The sequence below is a fragment of the Hydrogenophaga sp. IBVHS1 genome (genome assembly GCF_002127265.1).
GTDB lineage: Bacteria > Pseudomonadota > Gammaproteobacteria > Burkholderiales > Burkholderiaceae_C > Hydrogenophaga.
Map to the genome: position 1 here is coordinate 1322523 of NZ_NFUU01000001.1, position 23837 is coordinate 1346359.

At 65.9% G+C, this 23837-nt stretch carries 23 protein-coding genes; 11 read left to right on the forward strand and 12 right to left on the reverse strand.

Annotated elements, in window-relative coordinates:
* Window positions 1-2: 2 nt before the first annotated feature.
* Entirely contained in the window at window positions 3-815 is an 813-nt protein-coding gene (locus tag CAP37_RS06385) for a class I SAM-dependent methyltransferase (protein WP_086123408.1), read from the reverse strand.
* 268 nt (window positions 816-1083) lie between these two features.
* On the opposite strand from CAP37_RS06385, the gene CAP37_RS06390 reads away from it, so the two are divergent.
* Window positions 1084-1611 carry an OsmC family protein gene (locus tag CAP37_RS06390; RefSeq protein WP_218776826.1) on the forward strand — a complete coding sequence of 176 codons (528 nt, stop codon included), beginning with the start codon at window positions 1084-1086 and terminating at the stop codon, window positions 1609-1611.
* A gap of 6 nt (window positions 1612-1617) precedes the next feature.
* Entirely contained in the window at window positions 1618-2595 is a 978-nt protein-coding gene (locus CAP37_RS06395) for an AraC family transcriptional regulator (protein ID WP_086123409.1), read from the forward strand.
* Between the two features lie 18 nt (window positions 2596-2613).
* On the opposite strand, the gene CAP37_RS06400 is transcribed toward CAP37_RS06395, so the two are convergent.
* Window positions 2614-4689 (reverse strand): AsmA family protein, encoded by a 2076-nt coding sequence (locus tag CAP37_RS06400; RefSeq protein ID WP_086123410.1) that lies wholly within the window; start codon window positions 4687-4689, stop codon window positions 2614-2616.
* A 112-nt stretch (window positions 4690-4801) separates the two neighbouring features.
* On the opposite strand from CAP37_RS06400, the gene CAP37_RS06405 reads away from it, so the two are divergent.
* Genes CAP37_RS06405 through CAP37_RS06420 form a run of 4 tightly spaced genes read left to right on the forward strand, consistent with a single transcriptional unit; the run spans window position 4802 to window position 8414 of the window.
* Window positions 4802-5977 carry an ABC transporter permease gene (locus CAP37_RS06405; RefSeq protein ID WP_256926888.1) on the forward strand — a complete coding sequence of 392 codons (1176 nt, stop codon included), beginning with the start codon at window positions 4802-4804 and terminating at the stop codon, window positions 5975-5977.
* Window positions 5978-6793: an ABC transporter ATP-binding protein gene (locus CAP37_RS06410; protein WP_086123412.1), complete on the forward strand. Its 816-nt coding sequence runs from the start codon at window positions 5978-5980 to the stop codon at window positions 6791-6793.
* Window positions 6790-7815, forward strand: coding sequence for an MlaD family protein (locus CAP37_RS06415; RefSeq protein ID WP_086123413.1), 1026 nt, complete (start codon window positions 6790-6792; stop codon window positions 7813-7815). The genes CAP37_RS06410 and CAP37_RS06415 overlap by 4 nt, the downstream gene beginning before the upstream one ends.
* Complete coding sequence (locus CAP37_RS06420; protein WP_086123414.1) at window positions 7812-8414, forward strand: membrane integrity-associated transporter subunit PqiC; 603 nt, start codon at window positions 7812-7814, stop codon at window positions 8412-8414. Before CAP37_RS06415 ends, CAP37_RS06420 begins: the two co-directional genes overlap by 4 nt.
* On the opposite strand, the gene CAP37_RS06425 is transcribed toward CAP37_RS06420, so the two are convergent.
* The 8 genes from CAP37_RS06425 to CAP37_RS06460 all read right to left on the reverse strand — a co-directional run bounded on the left by CAP37_RS06425 (window position 8411) and on the right by CAP37_RS06460 (window position 18158).
* Window positions 8411-9367 (reverse strand): substrate-binding domain-containing protein, encoded by a 957-nt coding sequence (locus CAP37_RS06425; protein WP_086123415.1) that lies wholly within the window; start codon window positions 9365-9367, stop codon window positions 8411-8413. The genes CAP37_RS06420 and CAP37_RS06425 overlap by 4 nt on opposite strands.
* 68 nt (window positions 9368-9435) lie before the next feature.
* Window positions 9436-10446, reverse strand: a complete 1011-nt coding sequence (locus tag CAP37_RS06430) for an ABC transporter permease (RefSeq protein WP_373271054.1) — start codon at window positions 10444-10446, stop codon at window positions 9436-9438.
* A 1-nt stretch (window position 10447) separates the two neighbouring features.
* Window positions 10448-11932, reverse strand: a complete 1485-nt coding sequence (locus tag CAP37_RS06435; RefSeq protein ID WP_086124851.1) for a sugar ABC transporter ATP-binding protein — start codon at window positions 11930-11932, stop codon at window positions 10448-10450.
* Window positions 11929-13107, reverse strand: coding sequence for a Gfo/Idh/MocA family protein (locus CAP37_RS06440; protein WP_086123417.1), 1179 nt, complete (start codon window positions 13105-13107; stop codon window positions 11929-11931). The genes CAP37_RS06435 and CAP37_RS06440 overlap by 4 nt, the downstream gene beginning before the upstream one ends.
* Window positions 13104-14174, reverse strand: a complete 1071-nt coding sequence (locus tag CAP37_RS06445) for a sugar phosphate isomerase/epimerase (RefSeq protein WP_086123418.1) — start codon at window positions 14172-14174, stop codon at window positions 13104-13106. The genes CAP37_RS06440 and CAP37_RS06445 overlap by 4 nt, the downstream gene beginning before the upstream one ends.
* Before the next feature lie 45 nt (window positions 14175-14219).
* Entirely contained in the window at window positions 14220-15590 is a 1371-nt protein-coding gene (xylA, locus tag CAP37_RS06450) for a xylose isomerase (protein ID WP_086123419.1), read from the reverse strand.
* 43 nt (window positions 15591-15633) lie between these two features.
* Window positions 15634-17115, reverse strand: coding sequence for a xylulokinase (gene xylB / locus CAP37_RS06455; RefSeq protein WP_256926889.1), 1482 nt, complete (start codon window positions 17113-17115; stop codon window positions 15634-15636).
* Window positions 17112-18158 (reverse strand): LacI family DNA-binding transcriptional regulator, encoded by a 1047-nt coding sequence (locus CAP37_RS06460; RefSeq protein ID WP_086123420.1) that lies wholly within the window; start codon window positions 18156-18158, stop codon window positions 17112-17114. The genes xylB and CAP37_RS06460 overlap by 4 nt, the downstream gene beginning before the upstream one ends.
* Window positions 18159-18408: 250 nt before the next feature.
* Here CAP37_RS06460 and CAP37_RS06465 point away from each other — a divergent pair, with 250 nt between their 5' ends.
* The gene (locus tag CAP37_RS06465) at window positions 18409-18864 is read left to right on the forward strand and encodes a fasciclin domain-containing protein (RefSeq protein ID WP_086123421.1); all 456 of its coding nucleotides are present in this window, start codon (window positions 18409-18411) and stop codon (window positions 18862-18864) included.
* An 81-nt stretch (window positions 18865-18945) separates the two neighbouring features.
* On the opposite strand, the gene CAP37_RS06470 is transcribed toward CAP37_RS06465, so the two are convergent.
* The gene (locus CAP37_RS06470; RefSeq protein ID WP_256926989.1) at window positions 18946-19950 is read right to left on the reverse strand and encodes a LysR family transcriptional regulator; all 1005 of its coding nucleotides are present in this window, start codon (window positions 19948-19950) and stop codon (window positions 18946-18948) included.
* A gap of 41 nt (window positions 19951-19991) precedes the next feature.
* Here CAP37_RS06470 and CAP37_RS06475 point away from each other — a divergent pair, with 41 nt between their 5' ends.
* The 4 genes from CAP37_RS06475 (at window position 19992) to CAP37_RS06490 (ending at window position 22873) form a co-directional block, all read left to right on the forward strand.
* Window positions 19992-20513 carry a nuclear transport factor 2 family protein gene (locus CAP37_RS06475; RefSeq protein ID WP_086123423.1) on the forward strand — a complete coding sequence of 174 codons (522 nt, stop codon included), beginning with the start codon at window positions 19992-19994 and terminating at the stop codon, window positions 20511-20513.
* 8 nt (window positions 20514-20521) lie between these two features.
* Window positions 20522-20953 (forward strand): hypothetical protein, encoded by a 432-nt coding sequence (locus CAP37_RS06480; RefSeq protein WP_218776828.1) that lies wholly within the window; start codon window positions 20522-20524, stop codon window positions 20951-20953.
* An 83-nt stretch (window positions 20954-21036) separates the two neighbouring features.
* Window positions 21037-21903, forward strand: a complete 867-nt coding sequence (locus CAP37_RS06485; RefSeq protein WP_256926890.1) for an AraC family transcriptional regulator — start codon at window positions 21037-21039, stop codon at window positions 21901-21903.
* A gap of 40 nt (window positions 21904-21943) precedes the next feature.
* Window positions 21944-22873, forward strand: coding sequence for a DMT family transporter (locus CAP37_RS06490; protein ID WP_086123425.1), 930 nt, complete (start codon window positions 21944-21946; stop codon window positions 22871-22873).
* On the opposite strand, the gene CAP37_RS06495 is transcribed toward CAP37_RS06490, so the two are convergent.
* A complete protein-coding gene (locus CAP37_RS06495) occupies window positions 22866-23774 on the reverse strand; it encodes a LysR family transcriptional regulator (protein ID WP_086123426.1) in 909 nt (302 codons plus the stop codon). The genes CAP37_RS06490 and CAP37_RS06495 overlap by 8 nt on opposite strands.
* Between the last annotated feature and the right edge of the window lie 63 nt (window positions 23775-23837).

A 23837-nucleotide genomic window follows, 5' to 3' on the forward strand; every position in this document is an offset into this window, starting at 1 on the left:
CTTCAGCTGCGTGTGATGACGATTTCAAGGTACTCGCTGGGCACCACGAGCGAGCCGGGCCCGGCCTGGTTCAGGCCGTTGAGCAGGGCCGTGAGGTCGGCTTCGAGCGCCTGGGCCTTGTCGGCGGGCAGGGCTGCAAAGGCCTTGTGCACCGGGCCGTACCAGGTCCGGAACACGTCGATGAAGTGCGCGGCCGAGCGGTAGCGGAAGTTGAAAATGCGAGGCGTCACCCCGATCTTTGCAGCACCCGCACCAAACAGTTCGCGCAGGTGCGCTTCCATGCCCCAGAGCGAAGGGGGTTGCAGGCCGGCAGGTGGCGGCAGTTGTTTGCCCAGTGTCTTGAAGAGCTGGCCGATGAAGCCGGCTGGTGTCCAGTTGGCCATGCCGATGCGGCCGCCTGGGCGGCACACGCGCAGCATCTCCGAAGCCGAGCGTGCATGGTCGGGCGCGAACATCACGCCGAAGGTGGAGAGCACGGCGTCGAAACTGGCGTGTGCGAACGGCAGTTCTTCCACGTCGGCTTCCTGAAACTTCACGTCGAAGCGTTCGGCGCGCGCGCGCTCGGCGCCGCGTTCAAGCAGGCCGCCCACGTAGTCGGTGGAGGTGACCTGGCAGCCGCGCCGCGCGGCGGCCAAGGTGGCGTTGCCGTTGCCGGCGGCCACGTCGAGCACGCGCTCGTCCCAGCGCAGGTCGCAGGCTTCGGCCAGCGATTCGCCGACGATCTGCAAGGTGGTGCCAATCACGGCGTAGTCGCCGCTGGCCCAGGCGGTCTGCTGGCGAGCCTTGAGGGCAATGAGGTCGTTGGATGCGTTCATGGTGTTCTCTCCTGGTGGGTTGGCTGGCAAGGGCGGGGTGACCGCCATGGAGCGGTTGGCCCGGCATGCAGTGGAACGCCGGTGGGCCATCGCTGTCCTGTTCGAGCGGCTGGCAGGTCTGTCCGATCGTCCGCAACTGGCCCCCCATCGCGCTGGCCTTGACTCGACGTCCGGGAAAGCTGACCACGCGTCCGAAGCCACCCCAGCGAGCACCTGGTCCGCTCATAATCCGCCGCTGAGTTCCTGTCCTCCACTGAAGGAAAACACCGTGTCGCAGACTCCCATCACCCAGGCCTTGCAACGCGTTCAGTCGGTTTTCTCCCGCCGCCCCGAGGCGGGCTTGCACGACGATACGCCGGCCACTGCGCAGTGGACGAACGGCATGCGCGTGGTGGTTCGGCACGCCAACGGCACGGCGCTGCCTTCCGACATGCCGACCGAATTCGGCGGTGCCGGTGACGAGGTCACGCCGGGGTGGTTTTTCCGCGCCGGCCTGGCTTCGTGCGCAACCACTTCGATCACCATGGCGGCTGCCCTGCAGGGCTTGCCCATCGAGGCGCTGGAAGTTCGGGCCGAGAGCCGATCTGATGCGCGCGGCATGTTCGCCATGACGGATGCGGACGGCCGGCAGGTCCCCGCCGGGCCGCTTGAAGTGAGTCTGACCGTGCGCATCGTTGCGCCAGCCGAGTCACCCGACCGGCTTCGCGCTTTCGTGGAGACCGCGCTGGGCAGTTCTCCGATCCCCTCTCTGGTGCGCAGCGCACTGCCGCTGACCATCCGCGTGGAAACTGCGTAGCTCACCATGGATGCGCTTTCCGAAACCCTGCGCGTGGTGCAACTGGTGGGCGCCATTTTTCTGCAGGCGCGCTTCACCGCGCCGTGGTGTTACCAGTCGCCCCCAGCCGACGCAGCCGCGCCGCTGCTGGAGCCCGGCGCAGAACGCGTGATCATCTTTCACCTCATCACCGAGGGCGAATGCCATGTGGAACTGGAGGGCGAAGAACCCATGCGCCTCACGGCGGGTGACGTGATCCTGTTTCCGCAGGGCGATGCGCACCGCATGTCATCTGCGCCGGGGTTGCCGCCTGCTGCAGGCACACCGCTCAAGGAGCTGCTGCAGCGCCGGCCGCGCCAGCTGAACTACGGTGGCGGTGGCGCCACCACGCGGCTGCTGTGTGGCTATCTGGCCTGCGATGCCCGGCTGGCCCGGCTGCTGCTCGCCGGCCTGCCGCCGCTGGTGCGTGTGAACGTGCGCGGCTCGAACGCGGGCGTGTGGCTCGAAGCCTCGGTGCGCTACGCGCTGGCCGAGGCACGGTCACCGCGCGCGGGTGGCGCGGGCGTGCTCGCCAAGCTGGCCGAGGTGCTGTTCATCGAGGTGCTGCGGCTCTACATCCACGAGCAGAGCGCGGGCCGCACCGGCTGGCTCGCGGGCCTGGGTGACCGCATCGTGGGCGCTTCGCTGAACGCGCTGCACCACAAGCCCGCGCACGCCTGGACGCTGGACGAGCTCGCGCGCTCGGCCGGCACCTCGCGCTCGGTGCTGGCCGAGCGCTTCCAGTTGCTGGTGGGTAGCTCGCCCATGCAGTACCTCACCCAGTGGCGCATGATGCTGGCGGCCAATCTGCTGTGCCGGAGCAAGGCGCCGCTCGCGCAAATTGCGCAGGATGTGGGCTACCAGACCGACACCGCCTTCATCCGCGCCTTCAGGCGCGAGTACGGCGTGCCGCCCGCCACCTGGCGGCGCAACCGCCACGCAGAGCCCGTGGTGACGGTGCACTGACCAACCCGGTCACACCGTTCAGGGCTTTTTCGCGGGCGCGCTGGCCAGCACGGGGTTGCAGGGGTCTGCGCCTTCCTTGCTGCCTTGCTCGATCAAGGGAATCAACGCCGCCAGCGGCCCCACGGTGGCGCCCAGTGCCAGCGCGCCCAGCACACGCCCCACCAGGCCCTGCGCCTCGATGCCCACATCGGGGTTGCCGAGCGTGCCACCCACGGTAATGGGCGTGCGCAGGGACAGCGGCGACCAGTCCTTCGGGCGGGTCACTACCCGCAGGTCCAGCGTTTCGTTCTTCAGGTTGATGGGGCCAGTCACCCAGATGGTGCTGTCGGCGTTGTCGGCCACCGCGAGCCGGGGTTCGATCACGCCTTTGCTGGCCATCAGGTCGAAGCGGGCGCAGCGCAGCGGCAGGGGCTTGTCGCCGCTGACGACGACACCCAGCGCCTGCGCCACGTCGAGCCCCAGGGCTTCTGTGATGAGATACGACACCGTGCCGTCGCGCAGGTTGATCTGCATCGGGCCATTGAGGCTGCCCAGGATGGCGGCGGTGGAGTTGCCGGCGCCTGTGACCTTCACGTTGCCGGAGAGTGCGCCCGTCAGGTAAGACTGCACGGGCTGGTCACCACCCTGGCGGGCTTCGTTGCGTTCGCGCTTGAGCGCGGTGGTGGCGGTGGCTGCCGGGGGCTTTTCGGTGGCGCCATCCTTCTGCAGGCCGCGCAGCCAGCCCGCCACATCGATGCCGGCGAAATCCAGATTCGCTTCCCATTTCGCGGGGCTGGCGTTGGCGTCGAGCTGGGTCATGCCTTTGAGCGAGCCGCCAGCCACCACGGTCTGCAGCGATTCGAGGCGCAGCACGCCACCGTCGAGCCGCAGCCGCGTTTGAAGTTGGCGCAAAGGCGCCATCGACGCCGTGCCGAAGTCGAGCTCCTCGAACTTCATGCGCACGTCGGCATCCATGGCCTTGAGCGAGGGCAGGTCGAACTTGCGCTGCGGCAACACGCGGCCATCGGCTTGGCTCTGCGCGGGTTTGTCACCTGCGCCATTGGCGCCCACGGCAGGGCCGAGATCGGCGAAGGCAAGCCGCGAGCCATTCAACTCGCCACTGAGTCGAGCCGGGCGCACGGTCTGATCGAACAGCAGATCGCCGGCCAGGCGGCTGCTGCCGATGTGGGCGCGCGACGCCTGCAAGCGCCACTGCCCGCCTTCGTGCTGCAGGTTGCCCTTCAGGTCGAACGGGGGCGTGGTGGGCAGCGTGATGCCCAGCGGCTCGCCCACGGCGGCGAGCGACGGGCCCTTGAATTCGAGCGCACCACGCAACCGCGGCGTGCCCAGCAGCGCGGCTGCTTCGCCATCGAACAGCAAGCGGGAGGACGCCACGCTGCCTTCCACCCGCACGGGCACCCAGGGCGCTTGCGCCGATGCATCGGGGTCCTGCAACAAGGGGAGGGTGCCACCCGCCTTCACGGCCAGCTTCATCGGCATGGCCTGGTAACGACCCGTCACCGTGGCCTCGTAGCCCGCGCCTTGCTGGCTGACCGCCTCGCCTTCGCTGCCGCGCACGGCAATGTCCAGGTCCACATCCTGCACCGCGTCGCGCCAGTCGATCTGCCCGCGGCCGACCATGAGGGTGCCGAAGCGAGGCAGGTCGAAGCCTCTGGCCTGCGGGTCTTTCGGCTTGCTCTGGTCGCCCAGTTGCCAGTTGGCTTGCCCTTCCGGTGTGCGTCGCAGGTGGGCATCGAGCGTGTCGGCCTTCAGCGCATGCACGCGCAGTGCCTCGCCCTGGCGCCAGCGCCACACGTCACCCCAGCGCCAGGCCAGCACCACGTTGCGTGCATCCAGCAGGTGCGGCACCTCGTAACGCGGGTCTGAGCCGATGTTCAGGTGATCCACCTCCAGCCTGGGGCGCCAGAACAGGTGAAGCTTGAAAGGCCCCTGCAAGGTGGTGGGCACAGCGGTGGCGCGCGCCATCGCGCGCTCGACCGGTTGGCGCAGGAAAGGCCAGCCGGCGATTTCCAGCGCCACCACGCCCAACACAAGCGCGGCCGCCGTGCCGATCAGCACGTGTCGGGTCCTGAGGCGTCTCACGGGAGTGTTCATGTGGCTTCAGGGTATGCGCGTTCGCACGAGCGTGGCGTAGGCGCAGGCCGCGATCCTTGTGCGCGATGTCCTACAGACGGGCCCGTCGATAGAATCCACACTCCGAGCATGAATGGATTCCTCCGTGCACCATGCCCCCGCTGGAAATACCTCTTCACCCGCCATGGAGGTGCGTGACACGGCGCAGGCCCCCGAGGCTCATTGGGACGCGCAGGGCGATGCGTGGGTGCTGCGTCTGGCTGGCAACTGGACGGCCTCTGCCCCCACATTTCCCGAACTTCCCGCGACCGACATGCAATCGGTGCGCATCGACGCGGCTGGTCTGGGCGCGTGGGATGCCGCACTGGCGTCTCGGCTCTGGATGCAGCTCGAACCGCTTGCGCAACGAGACGTGTCGGTCGATCTTCGCGACCTGCCCGAAGGCTTGCAGGAGATTGTTTCGCTGGCGTTGAACGGCACGCCGCCGCTGGCCGCGGCAGTCCCTGCCGACCCGCCAGGCCGAGTCACTCGCCTGGGCACGCGCACCGCCGCGTGGTGGGTCGACAAACGCAAGGCGCTGACCTTCTTCGGCGAAGTGTTGCTCTCCGTCGGCCGCCTGTTTCGCGGCAAGTGCGACATGCGGGGATCAGACCTTCTGTGGCAGATCGAACAGACAGGGCCGCGCAGCCTGCCCATCATCGCCCTCGTGAGCTTCCTGGTGGGGCTGATCGTGGCCTACATGGGCGCGGCGCAACTCCAGCGTTTTGGCGCGCAGACCTACATCGCCGACCTGGTCACCGTGGGCGTGGTGCGTGAAGTGGCGGCTTTGCTGGTGGGCATCGTGCTGGCTGGGCGCGTGGGCGCAGCCTTTGCGGCGCAGATCGGCAGCATGCGCGCCAACGAAGAGGTGGACGCACTCGCCACCATGGGCGTGAACCCGGTGGATTTCCTGGTGCTTCCACGCGTGCTCGCACTCCTCATTGTCGGCCCCATGCTCACCGCGTTCGGTGCGCTGGTGGGCATGGCGGTGGGCTGGCTGGTGGCTGTGGGCATCTACGGTGTCACGCCGCTGGAGTACGTGTATTCCAGCGTGGAGGCGCTCACCCTGCCGCATGTGCTGGTGGGGTTGATCAAGGGCACGGTGTATTCAGTTCTGGTGGCGCTGGCGGGTTGCCTGCAAGGCCTCTCTGCCGGGCGCAGCGCGCAGGCCGTGGGCGATGCCACCACCGCGTCGGTGGTGCAAGCCATCGTCTGGATCGTGGTGGCCGCTTCGGCGCTCACGGTCGTGTTTCAAAGGCTCGATTTCTAGATGGAAACACTTCAGGAACCCACAGTTGCCTCTGCCGCCGCGCCTGCTTCGGCAGAGCCTCTGGTGAGCGTGAGAAACCTCACCATGGCCTTTGGCCCGAAGGTGATTCAGCGCGACCTCGACTTCGACATCCTGCCCGGCGAGGTGCTCGCCATTGCCGGTGGCAGCGGGTGCGGCAAGAGCACGCTGCTGCGCCACCTCATCGGCTTGCAGGCGCCCGCAACGGGGCAGGTGATCTATGGCGACCGTGATCTTTACGCGGCCGATGCGGCCGAGCAGCGCAAGCTCATGCAGACTTTCGGCGTCACGTTTCAGGCCGGTGCGCTGTGGAGCAGCATGACCGTGGGTGAAAACGTGATGTTGCCCATGCAGCTCTTCACCGACATGGCGCCCGAGCAGTGCGAACACGAAGCGCGCTTCAAGCTGGCGCTGGTAGGGCTGGGTGGCAGCTTCGATGCCGAGCCCGCCACCCTCAGCGGCGGCATGAAGAAGCGCGCGGCCATTGCCCGTGCGCTGGCGCTGAATCCGCCGCTGGTGTTTCTCGACGAGCCTTCTGCCGGGCTGGACCCACTGGCCTCGGCCAACCTGGACGAGCTCATCCTGCACCTTCGCAACGACCTGCACACCACCGTGGTGATGGTCAGCCACGAACTCGAAAGCATCTTCACCGTGGCCGATCGGCTGCTGTTCCTCGACGCCGAAACCAAGACCATGACCGCACTTGGCCCACCCAAAGAACTGCGGCGCAGCGGCCCCGAAGGCGTGCAGAATTTCCTGCGGCGCGGCGCACCGATTCCTCAGGAGACCTCGACATGAAACGCAAGGCCAGCGCCACGCTGATCGGCACTTTCGTGGTGGCCGGCATCGCTTTGATTGCCATCGCCATCATCGCCCTCGCAGGCAACAACCTGTTCACGCGCAAGGAGCGCACCGTCATGTACTTCAGCGGGTCGGTGTATGGCCTGCAGGTCGGTGCACCGGTGGTGTTTCGGGGCGTGAGGGTCGGCAGCGTGGAATCCATCGACATCTTCTACGACCGCAAGAACGACAGCTACGCCATTCCCGTGGTGGCCGTGCTCGACAGCAACGCGGTGAGCGGGCTCGACGGCAAGCGTGGCTCGGAGCCGGCGCTGCCCGCGCTGGTGGAGCGGGGTTTGAGCGCGCAGTTGTCCATGCAGAGCCTGCTCACCGGCCTGCTGTACGTCGACCTGGACTTGCGCCCCAAGCTGGAGGGCAAGTTGCGCGGAAGCAACCGCCGCGCCGAGATCGAGATTCCCACCACGGCCACCGCCATCCAGAACCTGCGCGAGCAGTTCGACGGCATGGACTTCCGCCGCATTGCTGAAGACATTTCCGCCATTGCGTCGTCGGCGCGCGCAGTGGTGGGCGGCCCGCAGCTCAAGCAGGCGATGGACGACCTGGCCGCCATCACGTCCACCTTCAAGCGCATCTCGGATCGCCTGGACAAACGCATCGATCCGCTGGCGAATGAGCTGCAGCGTTCGCTGGAGTCAACCCGCAAGGCCATGGACGGCATGGGGCAGGCCGCGCAATCGGTGAACAACACCGCAACGGGGCTGGGCAAAACCTCCAATCAGGTTTCTGAACTGCTGGCGCCCAACGCGCCGCTGGTGACCAACCTGCAGCGCGCGGCCGACGAGGTGGCACGCACCGCCACGGCGCTTCGACAAGCCACCTCGGGCGACTCGCGCCTCATGACCGGCGCCGACCAGGCACTGGGCGATCTGTCTCGCGCCGCGCGCGCCTTGCGCGACCTCGCCGAAGCGCTCGAACAACAACCTGATTCACTGCTGCGTGGCCGGAGGGTTCCCGAATGAAGAGAAGATTGATCCTGGGAGGCGTTTGCGCCTCGACGCTTTTGCTGGCGGCCTGCGCCGGCAACCCCGCACCTTCCACCCGCTGGTACGAACTCCGCAGCGAGCCGCCGGCACCACGGCCCGCGCCGCGCCCCGGCGATGGGGCGGTGTGGGAAGTGGCCAGCGCGGTCGACATGCCGGGCTCGCTGGACCGCGACACCCTGATGGTGGCGAGCGGAGCTGCAGGCTTGCAGCCGCTCACCGGCCACCGCTGGGCCGAGCCGCTGCGCGACAGCATTCCACGCCTGCTGGCTTCTGATCTGGCGCTGCTGCGCGGTGAAGGCCTGGTGTGGCGCGCACCTGCACCGGGGGGTGTGGCGGTGGGCCGAATGCTGCGTGTGGAGATCGTGACGCTGATGGCCGATGCCGCGCAGCGCACGCTGCGCCTTCAGGCGCGCTGGGGGTTGACCAGCGTAGGCGCTGGCGCTGCCGCACCCGTACTGGGTGCCGCTGATTTCAAGGTGGACCTGAGCGATGCCTCGCCCGATGCCCTGGCCGCCGCGCACCGGGTTGCGCTGTGGCAACTCGCGATGCGGGTGGCAGGGTCAGGGCCGGCTTAGAACGGCGAGTCGGGGAAGTAGTACTTCGACGCGTTTTCCTTGGTGATGAGTACCGAAGGAATGGTGGTGGTGGCGGGCATGGCGGTGCCCTTCACGCGCGACTCGGCGGTGAGCTTCATGGCGTCGGCGATCATGCTGGGCGAGTAGGTCACATCGGCGGTGACGACCTTGTCGCCATCCATCACCTTCTTGATGTAGTCCTTGGAGCCCGCGCCGCCCAGCACCAGCTTCACGTCGGTGCGCTTGGCCTGTTCAATCGCTTTCTGCACGCCTACCGCCATGTCGTCGTCTGAAGCCCACACGGCGTCGATCTGCTTGAAGCGGGTCAGGTAGTCCTGCATCACCTTGAAGGCGTCGTCGCGGTTCCAGTTGCCGTGCTTGGCGTCCAGCACCTTGATGTTCGGATTCGCCTTCATCACCGCGTTGAACGCGTCCACGCGCTGGTTGTCGATCACGGTGGGAATGCCACGCAGGATCACCACGTTGCCCTTGCCGCCCATGGCCTTGGCCATGTACTCGCCGGCCACCTTGCCGAAGCCGGGGTTGTCACCGGCCACATACGCGTTTTGCGCGGTGGGGTCGGTGAGGCCACGGTCCACCACCGTCACGAACACGCCCTTGCTCTTGACCTGGCCCACCGGCTTGGTGAGCGGTGCGGACTCAAACGGCAGGATCACCAGCGTGTCGATCTTGTTGACGGTCTGCAGATCCTGCACCTGGTTGGCCTGCTCGGCGGCAGAGCCTGCGGTCTTCACGATGACGGAAGAGCCGGGGTACTGCTTCTCGAGTTCGGCCTTGGTGCGGTTGGCCCAATAGACGACGCCGCCGGTCCAGCCGTGGGTGGCGGCGGGAATAGACACGCCCATCACCATCTTGTTCTGGGCGAAAGCTGAAGGGGCGGTGACGAGGGTGGCGATGGCCAGTGAAATGGCAGAAAAAAGGCGTCTGTTCATGATGTCTCCTTGCTAGGTTCTCGAGGCTGAAATGGCTCGCCGGCCGAATGGCTGCGTTGCCGGGGAATTCATCGTCGCCCTCTTTGGAGGAAGGCCACGACGATGATCACGAAACCCTGCACCGCCGCGTTCAGGTACACGCTGATGATGCTGGTGAGGTTGAGGATGTTGCCGATCACGGAGAGCAGCACGGCACCCACCACGGTGCCCACGATGCGGCCCTGGCCGCCCTTGAGCGCGGTGCCGCCCACTATCACAGCCGCGATGGCTTCGAGCTCCCAGAGCAGGCCGGTGGAGGGCGATGCCGAGCCCAGGCGCGGCACGTAGAGCAGGGTGGCAATGCCCACGCACACGCCAAGCAGCACGTAGGTGAGGATCTTGATGCGGTCCACCGCCACGGCGGCGTAGCGCGCCACCTGTTCGTTGGAGCCGATGGCCTGCACGTAGCGGCCATAGCGAGTGCGGTTGAGCAGCAGGGCGCCGGCCAGCGCCACACCCAGGAACACCCAGATGGGAATGGGGATGCCCAGCCAGGCACCGTAGTACACCGGGCCGTAGGTGTCGCCCAGTTCGTTGTCGAGCGTGAGCGCGCCGCCGTTCGAGAAGTAGGTGAGGTAGGCGCGAAAGATGCCGAGCGTGCCCAGCGTGACGATGAAGGGCTCGATGCGCCCCTTGGTGATGAGCACCCCGTGCGCGAGGCCAAACGCGGCTCCGAGGATGAGTGCAATCGCCATGCCCACCAGCACGGCAGCCACCGGGCTGCCCACCATCGGCGCGACCCAGTTCATCACCATGATCATGCAGCCCGCAATGAGCGCGGCCATGGAGCCCACCGAGAGGTCGATGCCTCCGGAGATGATGACGAAGCACATGCCCACCGCGATGATGCCGATGAAGGCGGTGCGTGTGAGCACGTTCATCGCGTTGTCCCAGGTCGCGAAATCGGGGTTGAGCAAGGTGCCGGCGATGCACAGCAACACCAGGCCAACGATGGGGCCGGCGTCGCGCAGGAATTGCCGCAAAGGTTGGCGGCCTTGGGTGGGCGGGGCTTCGACAGCTTGAACGGCGTTCTGGTTCATTTCAGTGTGTTCCGGTGGCATGCGCGATCAGCGCCTCTTCGGTCAGGTGGTCGGCGTCCAGCGTGGTCTGCACGGCGCCGGCGCGCATCACCACCACGCGGTGGCACAGGCCGATCAGCTCCATGAGTTCGGAAGAGATCACGACCACGCCGCGCCCTTCGGCCGCAAGGCGCTGGACCAGAAAATAGATGTCGCGCTTGGCGCCCACGTCCACCCCGCGCGTGGGTTCGTCGAGCACCACCACACGCGGGTCGGGCTGCAGCACCTTGGCCATGGCCAGCTTTTGCTGGTTGCCGCCAGAGAGCGAGCCCGCCGGCGCATCCAGCGAGCCGGTGCGGATGCCGAAATCGGCCACGGCTTTTTCCAGCGCGCGGCGTTCGGAGCGCGGGTCGAGCATCGGCTTCGCATGGCGGTCCAGGTCCATGAGCGTCAGGTTCTCCTGCAGCGACATGCGGATGTGCAGGCCGCAGCCCTTGCGGTCTTCGCTGAGGTAAGTCAGCCCCTCGTGAGCGGCTTCGCGGGGATTCCTGAAATGCACGGGGCGGCCGGCCAGCAGCATTTCGCCGCCAGTGCGCGGGCGCAGGCCCAGCAGGCCTTCAAAGAGTTCCGTACGACCGGCGCCCACCAACCCCGCAAAGCCCAGAATCTCGCCGGGGCGCACGTCGAAGCTCACGTTCTTTGCCCAACCGGGCACGGTCACGTTCTTCACCGAGAGCAATGGCTCGCCGGCCGGCGGTGCCACGCGCGGCGGAAACATGTCGGAGAGTTCGCGGCCCACCATCAGGTTGGCCATCTGGTGCCGCGTGTGCTCGGCCGTGGGGCCGCGCGCCACGAAGCGGCCGTCGCGCATCACCACAATCTCATCCGTCACGCGCTCCACCTCGTCGAGCTTGTGCGAGATGTAGATCACCGTGACGCCCTGGGCCCGCAACTGCGCAATGAGCGCAAACAGGCGCTGCGTTTCCGAAGGCGTGAGCGTGGCGGTGGGTTCGTCCATCACCAGCAGGCGCGCGTTGCGCGAGAGCGCCTTGGCAATTTCCACCAGCTGTTTCTCCGCCACGATGAGATCGCGTGCGCGGGTGTCGGGGTCGATGTCCAGCCCCACCTGCTGCAGCACCTTGCGTGCGGCGCTTCGCATGCCCGCTTCGTCCAGCAGCCAGCCGCGCCGCAGCTCCCGGCCCAGAAAGATGTTCTGCGCCACGGTCAGGTCGTCGGCCAGGTTGAACTCCTGGTGAATCAGCACGATGCCGGCTTCTTCCGCGTCACGCGAGCTGGCGAAATGCCGCACCACGCCATCCACCTCCAGGCTGCCGCCGGACAGCGATTCGTAGCCCGAGAGGATCTTCATCAGCGTGGACTTGCCCGCGCCGTTCTCGCCCAGCAGGCCCACCATGCGCCCGGGCGCAAGCTCGAAGCTCACGCCGTGCAGCACGCGCACCGGCCCGAAGTCCTTTACGACGTCGTTGAAGCGCACGCTAAGGCTCACGCAGCCACCTCCACCCATTGCCCACCCTTCGACGACGATCGCACCGCAGCTTCAATGAAGGCCATGCCGTGCACGCCGTCTTCGATGGTGGGGAACACCACCTCGGGCGACAGCGCCGAGCCGTCGCGCGCGGCGCGCAGGGCCTGCGCAATTTCAGCGTAGACCGTGGCGAAGCCTTCGAGGTAACCCTCCGGGTGGCCAGAGGGCAGGCGCGAGACGCGGGCTGCGTCGGCGTTGGCCGCCCCCGTGCCGCGCGAAATGATCTGTGTGGCCTGGCCGAACGGCGACCAGTGCAGCTGGTTCGGGTGTTCCTGCCGCCATTCGAGTCCGGCCTTGTCGCCGTAGATGCGCAGGCGCAGGCCGTTCTCGTTGCCCGGCGCCACCTGGCTGGCCCACAGCGAGCCGCGCGCGCCACCCGCAAAGCGCAGCATCACCTGCACGTTGTCGTCCAGCACGCGGCCGGGTACGAAGGCGCTGAGTTCCGCGCAGAGCGATTGCGTGTGCAAGCCGCTCACAAAGGCCGCCAGCTGGTAGGCGTGCGTGCCGATATCGCCAATGCAGCCGCCTGCGCCCGCACGGGCCGGGTCGGTGCGCCAGGCGGCCTGCTTCTGCCCGCTGGATTCGAGCGGTTCGGTCAACCAGTCTTGCGCGTACTCCACCTGCACCACTCGGATCTGGCCCAGGGCACCCTCGCGCACCAGCCGGCGAGCGTGCCGCACCATGGGGTACCCGCTGTAGTTGTAGGTCACGGCCAGCAGGCGGCCTTTGGCCTTGGCCAGTTCACGCAGGCGCTGCGCTTCGGCCAGCGTCGTGGTCACTGGCTTGTCGCAGATCACGTGGATGCCGGCCTCCAGGAACGCTTCGGCCGCGGGCGCGTGCTGATCGTTGGGTGTGACGATGGCCACGGCCTCGATGCCATCCGCTCCGCGCGCCGCTTCCTCACGCGCCATGGTGCGGAAATCAGGGTACGCACGCGCAAGACCCAGCGCCTGCGCCGAGCGCAGGGCCTTCTCGGGCGTGGAAGAAAGCGCACCGGCCACCAGCTCGTAGTGATCGTCCAGCCGCGCGGCGATGCGGTGAACCGCGCCAATGAAAGCACCTTCGCCACCGCCCACCATGCCCAGGCGGATGCGGCGGCCTGCGCCTTCCGCTGTGGAACCGGCTTCGATCGTCATTGGCCGGCCTCCTGCAGGCCGAGCATGCGGCGCAATTGCGCAGGGTCGGTATCGCCACCCGCGAAATCGTCGAAGGCTTTTTCTGTGACACGGATGATGTGCTTGCGAATGAACTCCGCGCCTTCGGCCGCACCAGCCTCCGGGTGTTTCAGGCAGCACTCCCATTCGAGCACCGCCCAGCTGTCGTAGTTGTACTGCGCCATCTTGGAGAAGATGGCGCCAAAGTCCACCTGCCCATCACCCAGCGAGCGGAAGCGCCCGGCACGCTCCACCCACGGCTGGTAACCGGAGTACACACCCTGTCGGCCGGTGGGGCGGAACTCGGCGTCCTTGATGTGCAGCGCTTTGATGCGCTCGTGGTAGATGTCGATGAACTCCAGATAGTCGAGCTGCTGCAGCAGGAAGTGCGAAGGGTCGTAGTTGATGCAGCAGCGCGGGTGGTTGTTCACGCGCTCCAGGAACATCTCGAAGGTGGTGCCGTCGAACAGGTCTTCACCGGGGTGCAGCTCGAAGCACACATTGCAGTCGGCGTCTTCAAACGCATCGAAGATCGGCTTCCAGCGCTTGGCGAGTTCGTCGAAGGCGGCGTCGATCAAACCTGCCGGGCGCTGTGGCCACGGGTACAGGAACGGCCAGGCCAGCGCACCGGGAAAACTCACGTTGCTCTTCAGGCCCAGGCGCTGCGAGGCCTTGGCCGAGAGCTTCATCTGCTCCACCGCCCAGGCCTGGCGCGCCTTGGGGTTCTTGCGAAACGCCTCGGGTGCGAAGCCGTCGAAGGCTTCGTCGTAAGCCGGGTGCACGGCCACCAGCTGGCCCTGCAGGTGCGTGCCGAGTTCGGTGATGGCCACGCCGTTCTCGCGTGCCACGCCTGCGATTTCGTCGCAGTAGGTCTGCGATTCAGCGGCCTTGTCCATGTCGAAAATTCGCTTGTCCCACGACGGGATCTGCACGCCCTCGAAACCCAGGCCGCCGGCCCATTGGGTGATGGACGCCCATGAGTCGAACGGCGCGGTGTCGCTGGCGAACTGCGCGAGGTAGATGCCGGGGCCTTTGATGTTGGTGGCCATGAGTGATGTCTCCTTGTCTTGCGGTGTTCTGTTGAGCGGCGATGTTCAGAGGTAGCTGTTGACCAGGTGCTCCAGCCGCTCCTGCTGCGCCGAGCGCGGCTGCGGTTCCAGGCCATCGGCCTCCACTTCGCGCGCCAGTGCGTCCAGCGAGCGTTCGCCGTTCAGAATGGCGCGGCCGCGTGGCGAATCCCAGCCCTGGTAACGGCTCTCCACATGGCGCTGCAGCGCGCCGTCCTGAATCATCTTTTCGGCCACCAGCAGCGCGCGTGCGCAGAGGTCCATGGCGGTGGCGTGGGCCCACACCAGGTCGTCGGCGTCGATCGACTGGCGGCGCAGCTTGGCGTCGAAGTTCAGGCCGCCCTGGCCAATGCCGCCGGCCCGGAGCACTTCGTACATCGTCATCGCCACCTGCGGCAGGTTGTTGGGGAACTGGTCGGTGTCCCAGCCCAGCATCTCGTCGCCGCGGTTCATGTCGAGCGAGCCGAAGATGCCAAGTGCGCCGGCCAGCGCAATTTCGTGTTCAAACGTGTGGCCGGCCAGCAGTGCGTGGTTCTGCTCCAGGTTCACCTTCACTTCGTTCTCCAGCCCATGCGCCTTCAGGAAGCCGAACACCGTGCCCACGTCGTAGTCGTACTGGTGCTTGGTGGGTTCGGCCGGCTTGGGCTCGATGAGGATCTGGCCGGTGAATCCGATCTTGTGCTTGTGCTCCACCACCAGGTTCAGGAAGCGGCCGAGCTGCGCCAGCTCGCGTTTCAGGTCGGTGTTGAGCAGCGTCTCGTAGCCTTCGCGCCCACCCCAAAGCACATAGTTCTGGCCCTTCAGGCGGTGCGTCATTTCCATCACGTTCTTCACCTGCGCGGCGGCGTAGGCGAACACGTCCGGGTCGGGGTTGGTGGCGGCGCCTGCGAGGTAGCGGCGGTTGGAGAACAGATTGGCCGTGCCCCAGAGCAGCTTGACGCCGGTCTCGTCCATCTTGCGTTCAAACACGCCTTCAATGCGCTTCAGGTGCTCGTTCGATTCGCGCAGCGTGGCGCCCTCAGGGGCCACATCGCGGTCGTGGAAGGTGAAGAAGGGCGAGTCGATCAGGCGGAAGAGATCAAAGGCCACGTCGGCCTTTTGGATCGCCTGCGCCATCGGATCGCCCGCGCCGTGCCAGGGGCGCTGGAAGGTGGGTTCACCGAAGGGATCGGTGCCACCCCAGCCGAAGCTGTGCCAGTAGCAGGTGGCAAAGCGCAGCTGGTCTTCCATGCGCTTGCCCAGCACCAGGCGGTTCTTGTCGTAGTACTGGTAGGCCAGCGGTTCGGATGGTGTGGGCTTGAAGCCTTCGCCCCGGAAGGCAATGGGCTCGCGGAAGCTGAAGTAGCCCTTGTGCTGGGCGGTGGCGGCCACGGGTTCGGGAGCGAGGGTCTGTGTCATGGTGATGGCGCTGTGAGCGTGTTGGGCAGTGGAAATGAAAGGCTCATGCAGGCATGGCCGATGGAATGGTCTGCAGGGGCGAAGCCACCTGTCGCGCCAGGCCATACAGCGCCTGCCAGCGCAGATGAGCCTCTTCGTAAAGGGCGGCACGTTCGCGGTCGGGTTCAAAGCTGCGCAACCGGCGTGGCTTGCCGAATGTGCTGCCGCCACCGGCCGCTGCGCGCGCCAGCCGCGCCGCGCCCAGCGCGCAGCCGTGTTCGCCACCTTCGATCTGGTGCAGCGGCATGCCCAGCACATCGGCCAGCACCTGACTCCAGCGCGCCGAGCGGGCGCCGCCGCCGAGCAGGTCGGCCTCGGTGAGTTGCGTGCCAGCGGTGGCCAGCGCATCGCGCGCATCGCGAAACGCAAACGCCACGCCTTCGAGCACCGCCTGCGTCATGTCGGTTCGCTCGGTGTCGGCCGAGAGCTGCAGGAAACCGCCGCGCACCGTGCTGTCGTTGTGCGGCGTGCGGTCGCCATTCAGGTAGGGCAGGAACCAGCAGGGCGCGGGGCCGGGGTCGGCGTGGTCCAGCTCATCGAGCAGGCGCGCTTCGTTCACACCCGTGGTGCGCGCCCACCACGCCAGCGAAGCGGCGGCCGAGAGCTGCACGCCCATCTGGTGCCACAGGTCGGGCAGGGCGTGGCAGAAAGCGTGCACGCCCTGGCTGGCCGCGGGCGCGAAGCCGGCGGTAGTGGCCCACAGCACACCCGATGTGCCGAGCGACACAAACGCATCGCCCGCGTTCACCGCGCCCACGCCCACGGCACCCGCCGCGTTGTCGCCCGCACCTCCTGCGATCACCGGAACCTGATCAAACTTCCACCGCTTCACCCATTCGGCACGCAACTGGCCCGCCGGCTCGGAGCCTTCCACCAGGCGCGGCATCTGCGCTTCAGACAAGCCGCAAGCCGCCAGCAACGAGGGCGACCAGCGACGCTGCGCCACATCCAGCCAGAGCGTGCCCGAAGCGTCGGACATGTCTTCGATGAATTCGCCGCAGAGCTTCCAGCGCAGCCAGGCCTTGGGCAGCAGCACACGCGCAATGCGCGCGAAGATCTCCGGCTCGTGCTCGCGCACCCACAGCAGCTTGGGCGCCGTGAAGCCCGCCATGGCCGGGTTGCCGGTGAGGCGGCGCAGGTTCAGGGCCGGCGCTTCCAGTTCTGCGCACTGCGCGCCGCTGCGCGCGTCGTTCCACAAGATGCAGGGACGCAGCACGTTGTTCCCGGCGTCGAGCAGCGTGGCGCCATGCATCTGGCCAGACAAGCCAATGCCCTTCACCGCCGCCAAAGCGCGGGGATGTGCAGCGGCCAGTTCGTCCAGGCAGCTCTCGGTGGCGCGCCACCAGTCGGCAGGGTCCTGCTCAGACCACCCCGGCTGCGGCCGCTGCACGGTGAGCGGCGCCGTGGCAGTGGCCAGCGTGTTGTCGCCGTCCAGCAGCAGGGCTTTCACGCCGGAGGTGCCGAGGTCCAGGCCGAGGGTGATCACGGCAGGTTGTCCTTCAGGTAGATATCGATGCGGATGCGTTCCTGGTCCGCCAGCACCGGCTCCTGCGACCACTGCGCCAGGGCGACGCGCAGGGCAGAGCGGATCTCGTGGCCCGCGTCCTGGTTGATCACCGCGTCCATCGTGCCGTTGAGCAACTCCGCGCGCGACACGCTGGTGAGCTCGTGGCCCACGAAGACCGTGTTCTGGTCGCGCCCCGCGCCGCGCAGCGCCTGGCAGATGCCGGCATTGCCCGCGCCCACGCTGTAGATGGCGGCCAGATCCGGGTGATCGGCCAGCAACTGCACAGCCAGCGACTGGTTGCGCCCCGCGTCGTCCTGCCCTTCGAGCGGCGGCAACACCGTGAGGTGCGGGTGCTCCTGCGCCATCACCTGGTTGAAACCAAAATACCGCTCGGCGTGGTCGCGCAGCGAAAGGCTGCCGAGGATGATGGCCACCTGCGCCTTGCGCGAGCCCACGAAACGCCCAATGAGCGTGGCGGCCGTGCGGCCCGCCGCCGTGTTGTCGATGCCCACGTAATGCTGGCGCGTGGAGGAGGGCACATCCGACACCAGCGTGATCACCACCGTGCCGGCTTGTGTGAGCTGGTCGATGGCCGAGCGCACCACCGGGTGATCGAGCGCCATCACCACCACGGCATCGCGCTGGCCCTCTTGCGCGAGCAACGCCTTGGCCAGCTCGCCGGGGTTGAACACGTTGACCGACAGCACCTCGGAATCGATGCGCTGGTCGCGCATCCATTCGGCATTGGCCTCGATCTGCTCACCCAGCAAATCCACGAACCGGTTGTTGCCCGCCGGCAGCAGGAACGCCACCCGTCTAAGGCGCGAGCGCGCCAGCTTGGCAGCAGAAGGGTCGGGCCGGTAACCCAGCCGGCGCACGGCGGCATTCACCCGCGCCACCGTAGCTTCCCGCACCCCGGGCCGCTTGTTCACCACCCGGTCCGCCGTGGCCAGGCTGACCTGCGCATCCAGCGCCACGTCTTCCAGCGTGGCGCGTGCCTTGAGGGGTGTCCGGGGGTCCATGCCGGCATTCTGAGGTACGTACCTCAGAAAATTGCTAGGTGTTTTTACTGAGAGGAGCAGGCAGTTTGAGGTTCGTTACTCGGACCGCCTGCCGGACGGTGGACGGCGTCTTGCACCCAATAACCATACAGAAAAGTATCTTTACAGACTAAGTAGTCTATGTAGAGACTTTGCAGTTTAGTATTCGACCGCGACGAGGCGCTTGAAAGCGCAGTCGACTACTTCCTCAACCCTCTTCAAGGACTTACCGATGAAAAAACTGATCATTTCTTCGCTCGTGGCGTTTGCTTCGCTGGGCTCGGCCCAGGCCGCAGACATCGTGGACACCGCCGTTGCAGCCGGCTCGTTCAAGACACTCGTGACGGCGGTACAGGCTGCCGGTCTGGTTGACACCTTGAAGGGCCCTGGCCCGTTCACGGTGTTCGCCCCGACGGACGAAGCGTTTGCCAAAATCCCCAAGGCCACCCTGGACGCGCTGCTGAAAGACAAGGCAGCACTCACCAAGGTGCTCACGTACCACGTGGTTCCTGGCAAGGTGATGGCCAAGGACGTGAAGGCTGGCCCGGTCAAGACCGTTCAGGGCGGCTCTTTCACGGTGTCGACCACCGGTGGCGTCAAGGTGGACGCTGCGAATGTGGTGAAGACCGACATCGCGGCGGACAACGGCGTCATTCACGTGATCGACACGGTGATCATGCCCAAGTAACAAAGCACTGACGGAAGAGCGCCCCGTTCGTGCGGGGCGCTTTTTTTTTGTCCGGTGTAGGGGCCCCTGGGCGATCGAGGTCTATGACTTGTGTTGCGTCAGCAGCAGCTCGACCAGCCAGGCCACGCCCCCATCCATCATCGCGATTTCGGGTAAGACGAGGTTCATGTGGAAGCCGCCCAGCGGCAGCGGAGGCTCGATCACTTTCAGACCGAAACGGGCTCCGTGCGTATGTGCGAAGCGGCGAGGGACGGCGCAGACCAGATCGCTTTCTGCCACGACGGCCAGCGCAAACATGAAATTCGGCACGGTGCACGCAACGCGGCGGGAATGTCCTTCGGAGGCCAGCACGGCGTCAACGAAGCCGTGAGGCTCACCTGTTATCGAAACCACCAGATGCCGGGCCTCGAGGTACCGTTTCAGGCTCGGCTTGCGGGCCAGTGGATTTCCAGCGCGCACCACGAGCACGAAGTCTTCGTCGTAAAGCAGGTGCCTTGAGAAGCGCAGTGGTGTGCTGTCCGTCGGGACGATCGCGAGGTCCATTTCCCTAGCGTCGAGCTCGCTCCAGGCCGTGCGCCATGCCTTTTCTGGTGAAACTTCTCCGGCCACTGGCATCAGTTGCCGTACGGAGATCTCGATGCCGGGCGCCGTTGTCTTCAATGTGTCCAGCAGCGGCAACAACAACACCGCCGACGAACCATCGGGTGCGCCGATCGTGAACCGTCGCGTGGTCGATGCCGGGTCGAAAGGCGTTGCGGACGACAGCACGCTGCGTGTACGTGCCAGCAATTCGGTGATTGGCGAAGCGAGCTGGCTTGCTCGGGCCGTGGGGGTGACGCCCTTGGGCGTCTTCAGGAACAAGGGATCGTTGAGCAGGCGTCTCAGCCGCCCGATGCCGTGGCTCACGGCCGAAGGCGTGAGGTGAAGCCGCTCCGCAGCGCGACCCACATGCCGCTCGCGCATGACGGCCTCAAACAGCACCATCAGATTGAGATCGACACGCGACAGATCAATTTCATTCAGCATATTCCTGAAATCATATCGCTTGATGCATCTCGACGAAGGGCAGATCCTACGCGCCTCCATCAACTACGAGAGGCACAGAGCCTCATCAAAGGATTTCCATCATGAGCACCACTCGCCGCACCGTGCTGGCCGCAGCCCTCCCTACGCTCGCCCTGGCGGAGACGCCACGCAGCGCCACCTCAGACGACATCCTCGCGCCCCTTTTGGACAGCGCCACGCAGGCGCACGCTGCACTGATGCAGGGCGACCTTGACCGCTATTTCAGCCACATCCGGATCAGCCCTGACTTCACCTTGATGGCCCCTTTCGGCGGCCCTCCGACCCATGGCTCGTTGCTTTCTCCCGAGCGCTGGAAAGCGATTGGCCGATTCTTCAATAGCGGGCGTGACTCCACGCTGGAGCTCGTGCAGGCCTATCCCTCAACCGACCTGGTGGTGCTCGTCGCCATTGAACGCACCGTGGCTGAAGTGGGAGGTCTGACCGCTCAGCCCTGGGCGCTGCGGGTGACCCTGGTGTTTCGGCGCGAGGGTGGCCACTGGGCACTGGCTCACCGGCATGCCGACCCCTTGGTCACGGCCATCAGCCTGGAGAAAGCGGCGGCGTTGTCCGCTGGACGCGCATGAGAGAAGCCATGCTGCTGGGGTGGACGGGGATCTGCTTCTGGGCTGTCGGGCAGGTATGGCTCGCACAGGTTGTGCTGTATCCCTTGTTCCAGCGTGTCGGCGAGACGGATTACATCTGCTATCACCGGTTCTATGCATTGCGCGCTTCGCTGGCAATGGCCGCCCCGGGCTTTGCGTGCTTTCTGTTTCCGATCCCCTTGGCCGTATTCGGCCCGGGCATGCCGGAGTGGATGCACGCCGCGAACATTGCATTGGGCGTGGTGGGACTTCTCGTTGCGATGGCCGTGGAAACTCCGCGCCACGCTCATCTGGAGATTGGTGGCAAGGACACGGAAGTGATTGATGAACTCATTTGTTGCAACTGGCCACGCACCATCAGCGTCACGCTGCAAGGCGCGCTGACCGTGGGCATGCTGGGTCACGTGCTGACCATCGACTGAGCGAGAAGCCACTGTCGGCATCAAGCAGTGTTTCTGCAATGTAGGATTTCAGAGTTATGGTGAACGATCGCAGCAACCAGCACATGTCCAGTACGAGCGCAACCTCGCCCATGCATGCCGAACTCTTGCAGAGCTCGTTGCCCGGTGTCCATGCCATCCGGATCAGTTCGACTCGGTCATTTGGCAAACACTGGCACAGCACGTTCGGATTTGGTGTGATGGAGCAAGGCGGCCATCGCTCGGCCAGCGGCCGGGGGCCGGTGGATGTGCTGGCGGGCAGTGTGCTGACGCACAACCCTGGTGAGGTCCATGACGGCGCTCCCCTCCAGAGAGAAGGCCGCCGCTGGGTCATGCTGCATGTTGACGTGAAGCTCATGCGTTCACTCGGCGGCCAGACCGACGCCAGCAGCGACGCCGACGTGGAATTCACCCGTCCGGTGTTGCAGGACCCACTGTTGGTGGTTCAGCTGCAGCAGCTGTTCAAGGCGTGGGCGCACCGCGGCGCCCGCGAAGCGGCTGACGGCCTGACGCGGCTGGCTGACGAATCGGCCTTGACGCTTCTGTGCACCCACGTGCTCACGCATCACACCACGGCCCGCCTGCCTTCGAACGCACCGGCATCCATCGGCAAGGTGCGCGACATGCTGGCGGCCGAAGTGCTCAACCCCCCATCGCTGCAAGCCTTGTCGGCGCCACTCGGCCTGAGCCGCTACCAGTTGTTGCGCCGCTTCACCGAGGTGTATGGCCTCCCTCCCCACGCATGGCTGCGAGCCTACCGACTGGAGCGAGCTCGCGCGCTGATCGCGCAGGGCGTGCCTCTGGCCGCTACTGCTGCAGAGAGCGGCTTTGCCGACCAGAGCCACATGACCCGCACCTTCCGGGCATTGCTCGGCTATGCGCCTGGCGCCAGCCAGCGCGTGCTGCAACCGCGTTCAAGACTAAACGCCTGAAGCTGTTCACAGTGGGCCCTCATTTACCCGGAGGGCGCACATGGAACAAACCATCAGGGACCACCCAAAAGAACAGCGCAACGGTCAGTTGCTGTGTGTGCTGGCCATGGTTCTGGTGGGCTCCACAGTGCCAGCCAGCAAACTGATTGGCCAGACCATGGATCCCTTCGTGGCTACGGCTCTGCGCCATGCAGCAGCCTTGCCCGTGCTGCTGATCGGGCTGCTGTGGCAATCAACCGCGTGGCCCAGGCTCTGTCGGCATGACCAGATCGTGCTGTTGCTGCAGGCTGCCGCGGGCAGCGTGGGCTACACGGTGTTGTTGATTCTGGGCGTGCAGATGGCCAGCGCAGCGGATGCCAGTGTGGTGACCGGCACGCTGCCTGCGGTAGCGGCGCTGTTGTCCTTCGTGTTTCTGGGTGAGCGCCCCCGGCTTCGCACAGTTGCCTCTATTGGTCTGGCCACGCTGGGTGTGGTACTTCTCGCGCTGGCCAGCCCCGATGCCGGCACCGCTGTCCCATCAGAACACCGCTTCCTGGGCATGTCGCTGGTGCTCGGCGCCGTCGCTTGCGAGGCCGTTTTCATCCTGGGCCAGGGTCGCCTGAAAAGTGCCCTCACGCCGTTGCAGATGTCCATCTTGATGAGTGCGGGCGGATTGGTTTTGTGCGCGGTTCCTGCAGCTGTGCGCTGGCCAGACGGTGGTGTGCTCTGGCAAAGCACCGCCATGGCGGGTGTCTTGTATTACGCGTGGGTGGGTACCGTGGGCGGCTTTGTGCTGTGGTACGCCGGCGCTGCAAGAACCTCAGCCGCCGGAGCGGCCCTGGCCACTGCATTTCTGCCTTTGTCGGCCTTCGCTTTGTCCGCCTGGTGGTTGGCGGAACCGATTCATTCCATGCAGTGGCTTGCCATGGGTTTCGTGCTGCTTGCAATGGCCTTGCCACTTTTGCGCAGGAAGCACCTACATGTCAGGTAGGGACCCTGGGCTCATGAGCTGCCTGCGCACGAATCAACTCGAACAGTGCCTGGGCAGGTGGGGAGAGCACAGCTCCTTTACGTCGCAGCAGGACAAACGTGCGCTCCACACAGGGGTCCGCCAGCGCGACGAGCTTGAGTTGGGGGTACGCTCCGGGTGGGATCGACAACTGAGGAACGATTGCAGCCCCCAGCCCCTGGGCGACCAGACCTACCGCTGTGGAGCTGCGTTCCACTTCGTAGGTTGCAGGCAACTGGATGTTCAAAGGACCCAACACCGTGTCAAGGAGGGGCCGATTGCTGCTTCCGCTTCCCGGGACGATGAGCGCATGGCCCTGCAATTGATGCCATTTCAGCGTGCGCCTGCGGGCCAGCGGGTGATCGCGCCTGCAGATCAGTCCGAATCGATCAGTGAGAACCGGGATGCTCTCGAGGTCCGAGAACTGGGCATTCGCCATGTTGATCCCGAACTCCGCTTCCCGCCTCTGCACGGCCTCCGCTACGCCATAAGAGGTGTGGTCAAGAATGCGGATGTGGTTGTCGGGGTGGCGGCAGCTGTACGCGCCAAGGATCGAAGGCAAAAACCGAACCCCAACTGTGGGTACGCATGCAATCGTCACCGTACCACGCTGCGCCTGACCGCTGGCACTGATCTCGCGAATGGCGATGGAAAGCTCGTCCAGCAGATTGCGCGCACGGGGCAGAAAGCTGGTCCCGGTGGGCGTAAGTGCGACCGAACGCGTGGTTCGTTCCAGAAGCTGCACGCCAAGTTGTGACTCGAGATTGCTCAGACGGCGTGTCAAGGCTGGCGATGTCACGGACAGGCTGTCAGCTGCGCGCGCAAAGCTTCCTAGCGTCGCTATGGCCACAAAGGCCTGCATCCCGAGGACGTCGAGTTTCATCAGCAAAGTGCAGTAATCGGTTCGAGAAATTCATTTTACGCACTGACTGAATATCCTCAAAAT

Coding starts and splice junctions, on each gene's coding strand:
- CAP37_RS06440 (WP_086123417.1), bottom strand. CDS start 13,107: ATGACGATCGAAGCCGGTTCCACAGCGGAAGGCGCAGGCCGCCGCATC.
- CAP37_RS06490 (WP_086123425.1), top strand. CDS start 21,944: ATGGAACAAACCATCAGGGACCACCCAAAAGAACAGCGCAACGGTCAG.
- CAP37_RS06410 (WP_086123412.1), top strand. CDS start 5,978: ATGGAAACACTTCAGGAACCCACAGTTGCCTCTGCCGCCGCGCCTGCT.
- CAP37_RS06395 (WP_086123409.1), top strand. CDS start 1,618: ATGGATGCGCTTTCCGAAACCCTGCGCGTGGTGCAACTGGTGGGCGCC.
- CAP37_RS06460 (WP_086123420.1), bottom strand. CDS start 18,158: ATGGACCCCCGGACACCCCTCAAGGCACGCGCCACGCTGGAAGACGTG.
- xylA (WP_086123419.1), bottom strand. CDS start 15,590: ATGACACAGACCCTCGCTCCCGAACCCGTGGCCGCCACCGCCCAGCAC.
- CAP37_RS06425 (WP_086123415.1), bottom strand. CDS start 9,367: ATGAACAGACGCCTTTTTTCTGCCATTTCACTGGCCATCGCCACCCTC.
- CAP37_RS06495 (WP_086123426.1), bottom strand. CDS start 23,774: ATGAAACTCGACGTCCTCGGGATGCAGGCCTTTGTGGCCATAGCGACG.
- CAP37_RS06445 (WP_086123418.1), bottom strand. CDS start 14,174: ATGGCCACCAACATCAAAGGCCCCGGCATCTACCTCGCGCAGTTCGCC.
- CAP37_RS06420 (WP_086123414.1), top strand. CDS start 7,812: ATGAAGAGAAGATTGATCCTGGGAGGCGTTTGCGCCTCGACGCTTTTG.
- CAP37_RS06465 (WP_086123421.1), top strand. CDS start 18,409: ATGAAAAAACTGATCATTTCTTCGCTCGTGGCGTTTGCTTCGCTGGGC.
- CAP37_RS06415 (WP_086123413.1), top strand. CDS start 6,790: ATGAAACGCAAGGCCAGCGCCACGCTGATCGGCACTTTCGTGGTGGCC.
- CAP37_RS06480 (WP_218776828.1), top strand. CDS start 20,522: ATGCTGCTGGGGTGGACGGGGATCTGCTTCTGGGCTGTCGGGCAGGTA.
- CAP37_RS06485 (WP_256926890.1), top strand. CDS start 21,037: ATGTCCAGTACGAGCGCAACCTCGCCCATGCATGCCGAACTCTTGCAG.
- CAP37_RS06470 (WP_256926989.1), bottom strand. CDS start 19,950: ATGGAGGCGCGTAGGATCTGCCCTTCGTCGAGATGCATCAAGCGATAT.
- CAP37_RS06405 (WP_256926888.1), top strand. CDS start 4,802: ATGGATTCCTCCGTGCACCATGCCCCCGCTGGAAATACCTCTTCACCC.
- CAP37_RS06385 (WP_086123408.1), bottom strand. CDS start 815: ATGAACGCATCCAACGACCTCATTGCCCTCAAGGCTCGCCAGCAGACC.
- CAP37_RS06475 (WP_086123423.1), top strand. CDS start 19,992: ATGAGCACCACTCGCCGCACCGTGCTGGCCGCAGCCCTCCCTACGCTC.
- CAP37_RS06430 (WP_373271054.1), bottom strand. CDS start 10,446: ATGAACCAGAACGCCGTTCAAGCTGTCGAAGCCCCGCCCACCCAAGGC.
- CAP37_RS06400 (WP_086123410.1), bottom strand. CDS start 4,689: ATGAACACTCCCGTGAGACGCCTCAGGACCCGACACGTGCTGATCGGC.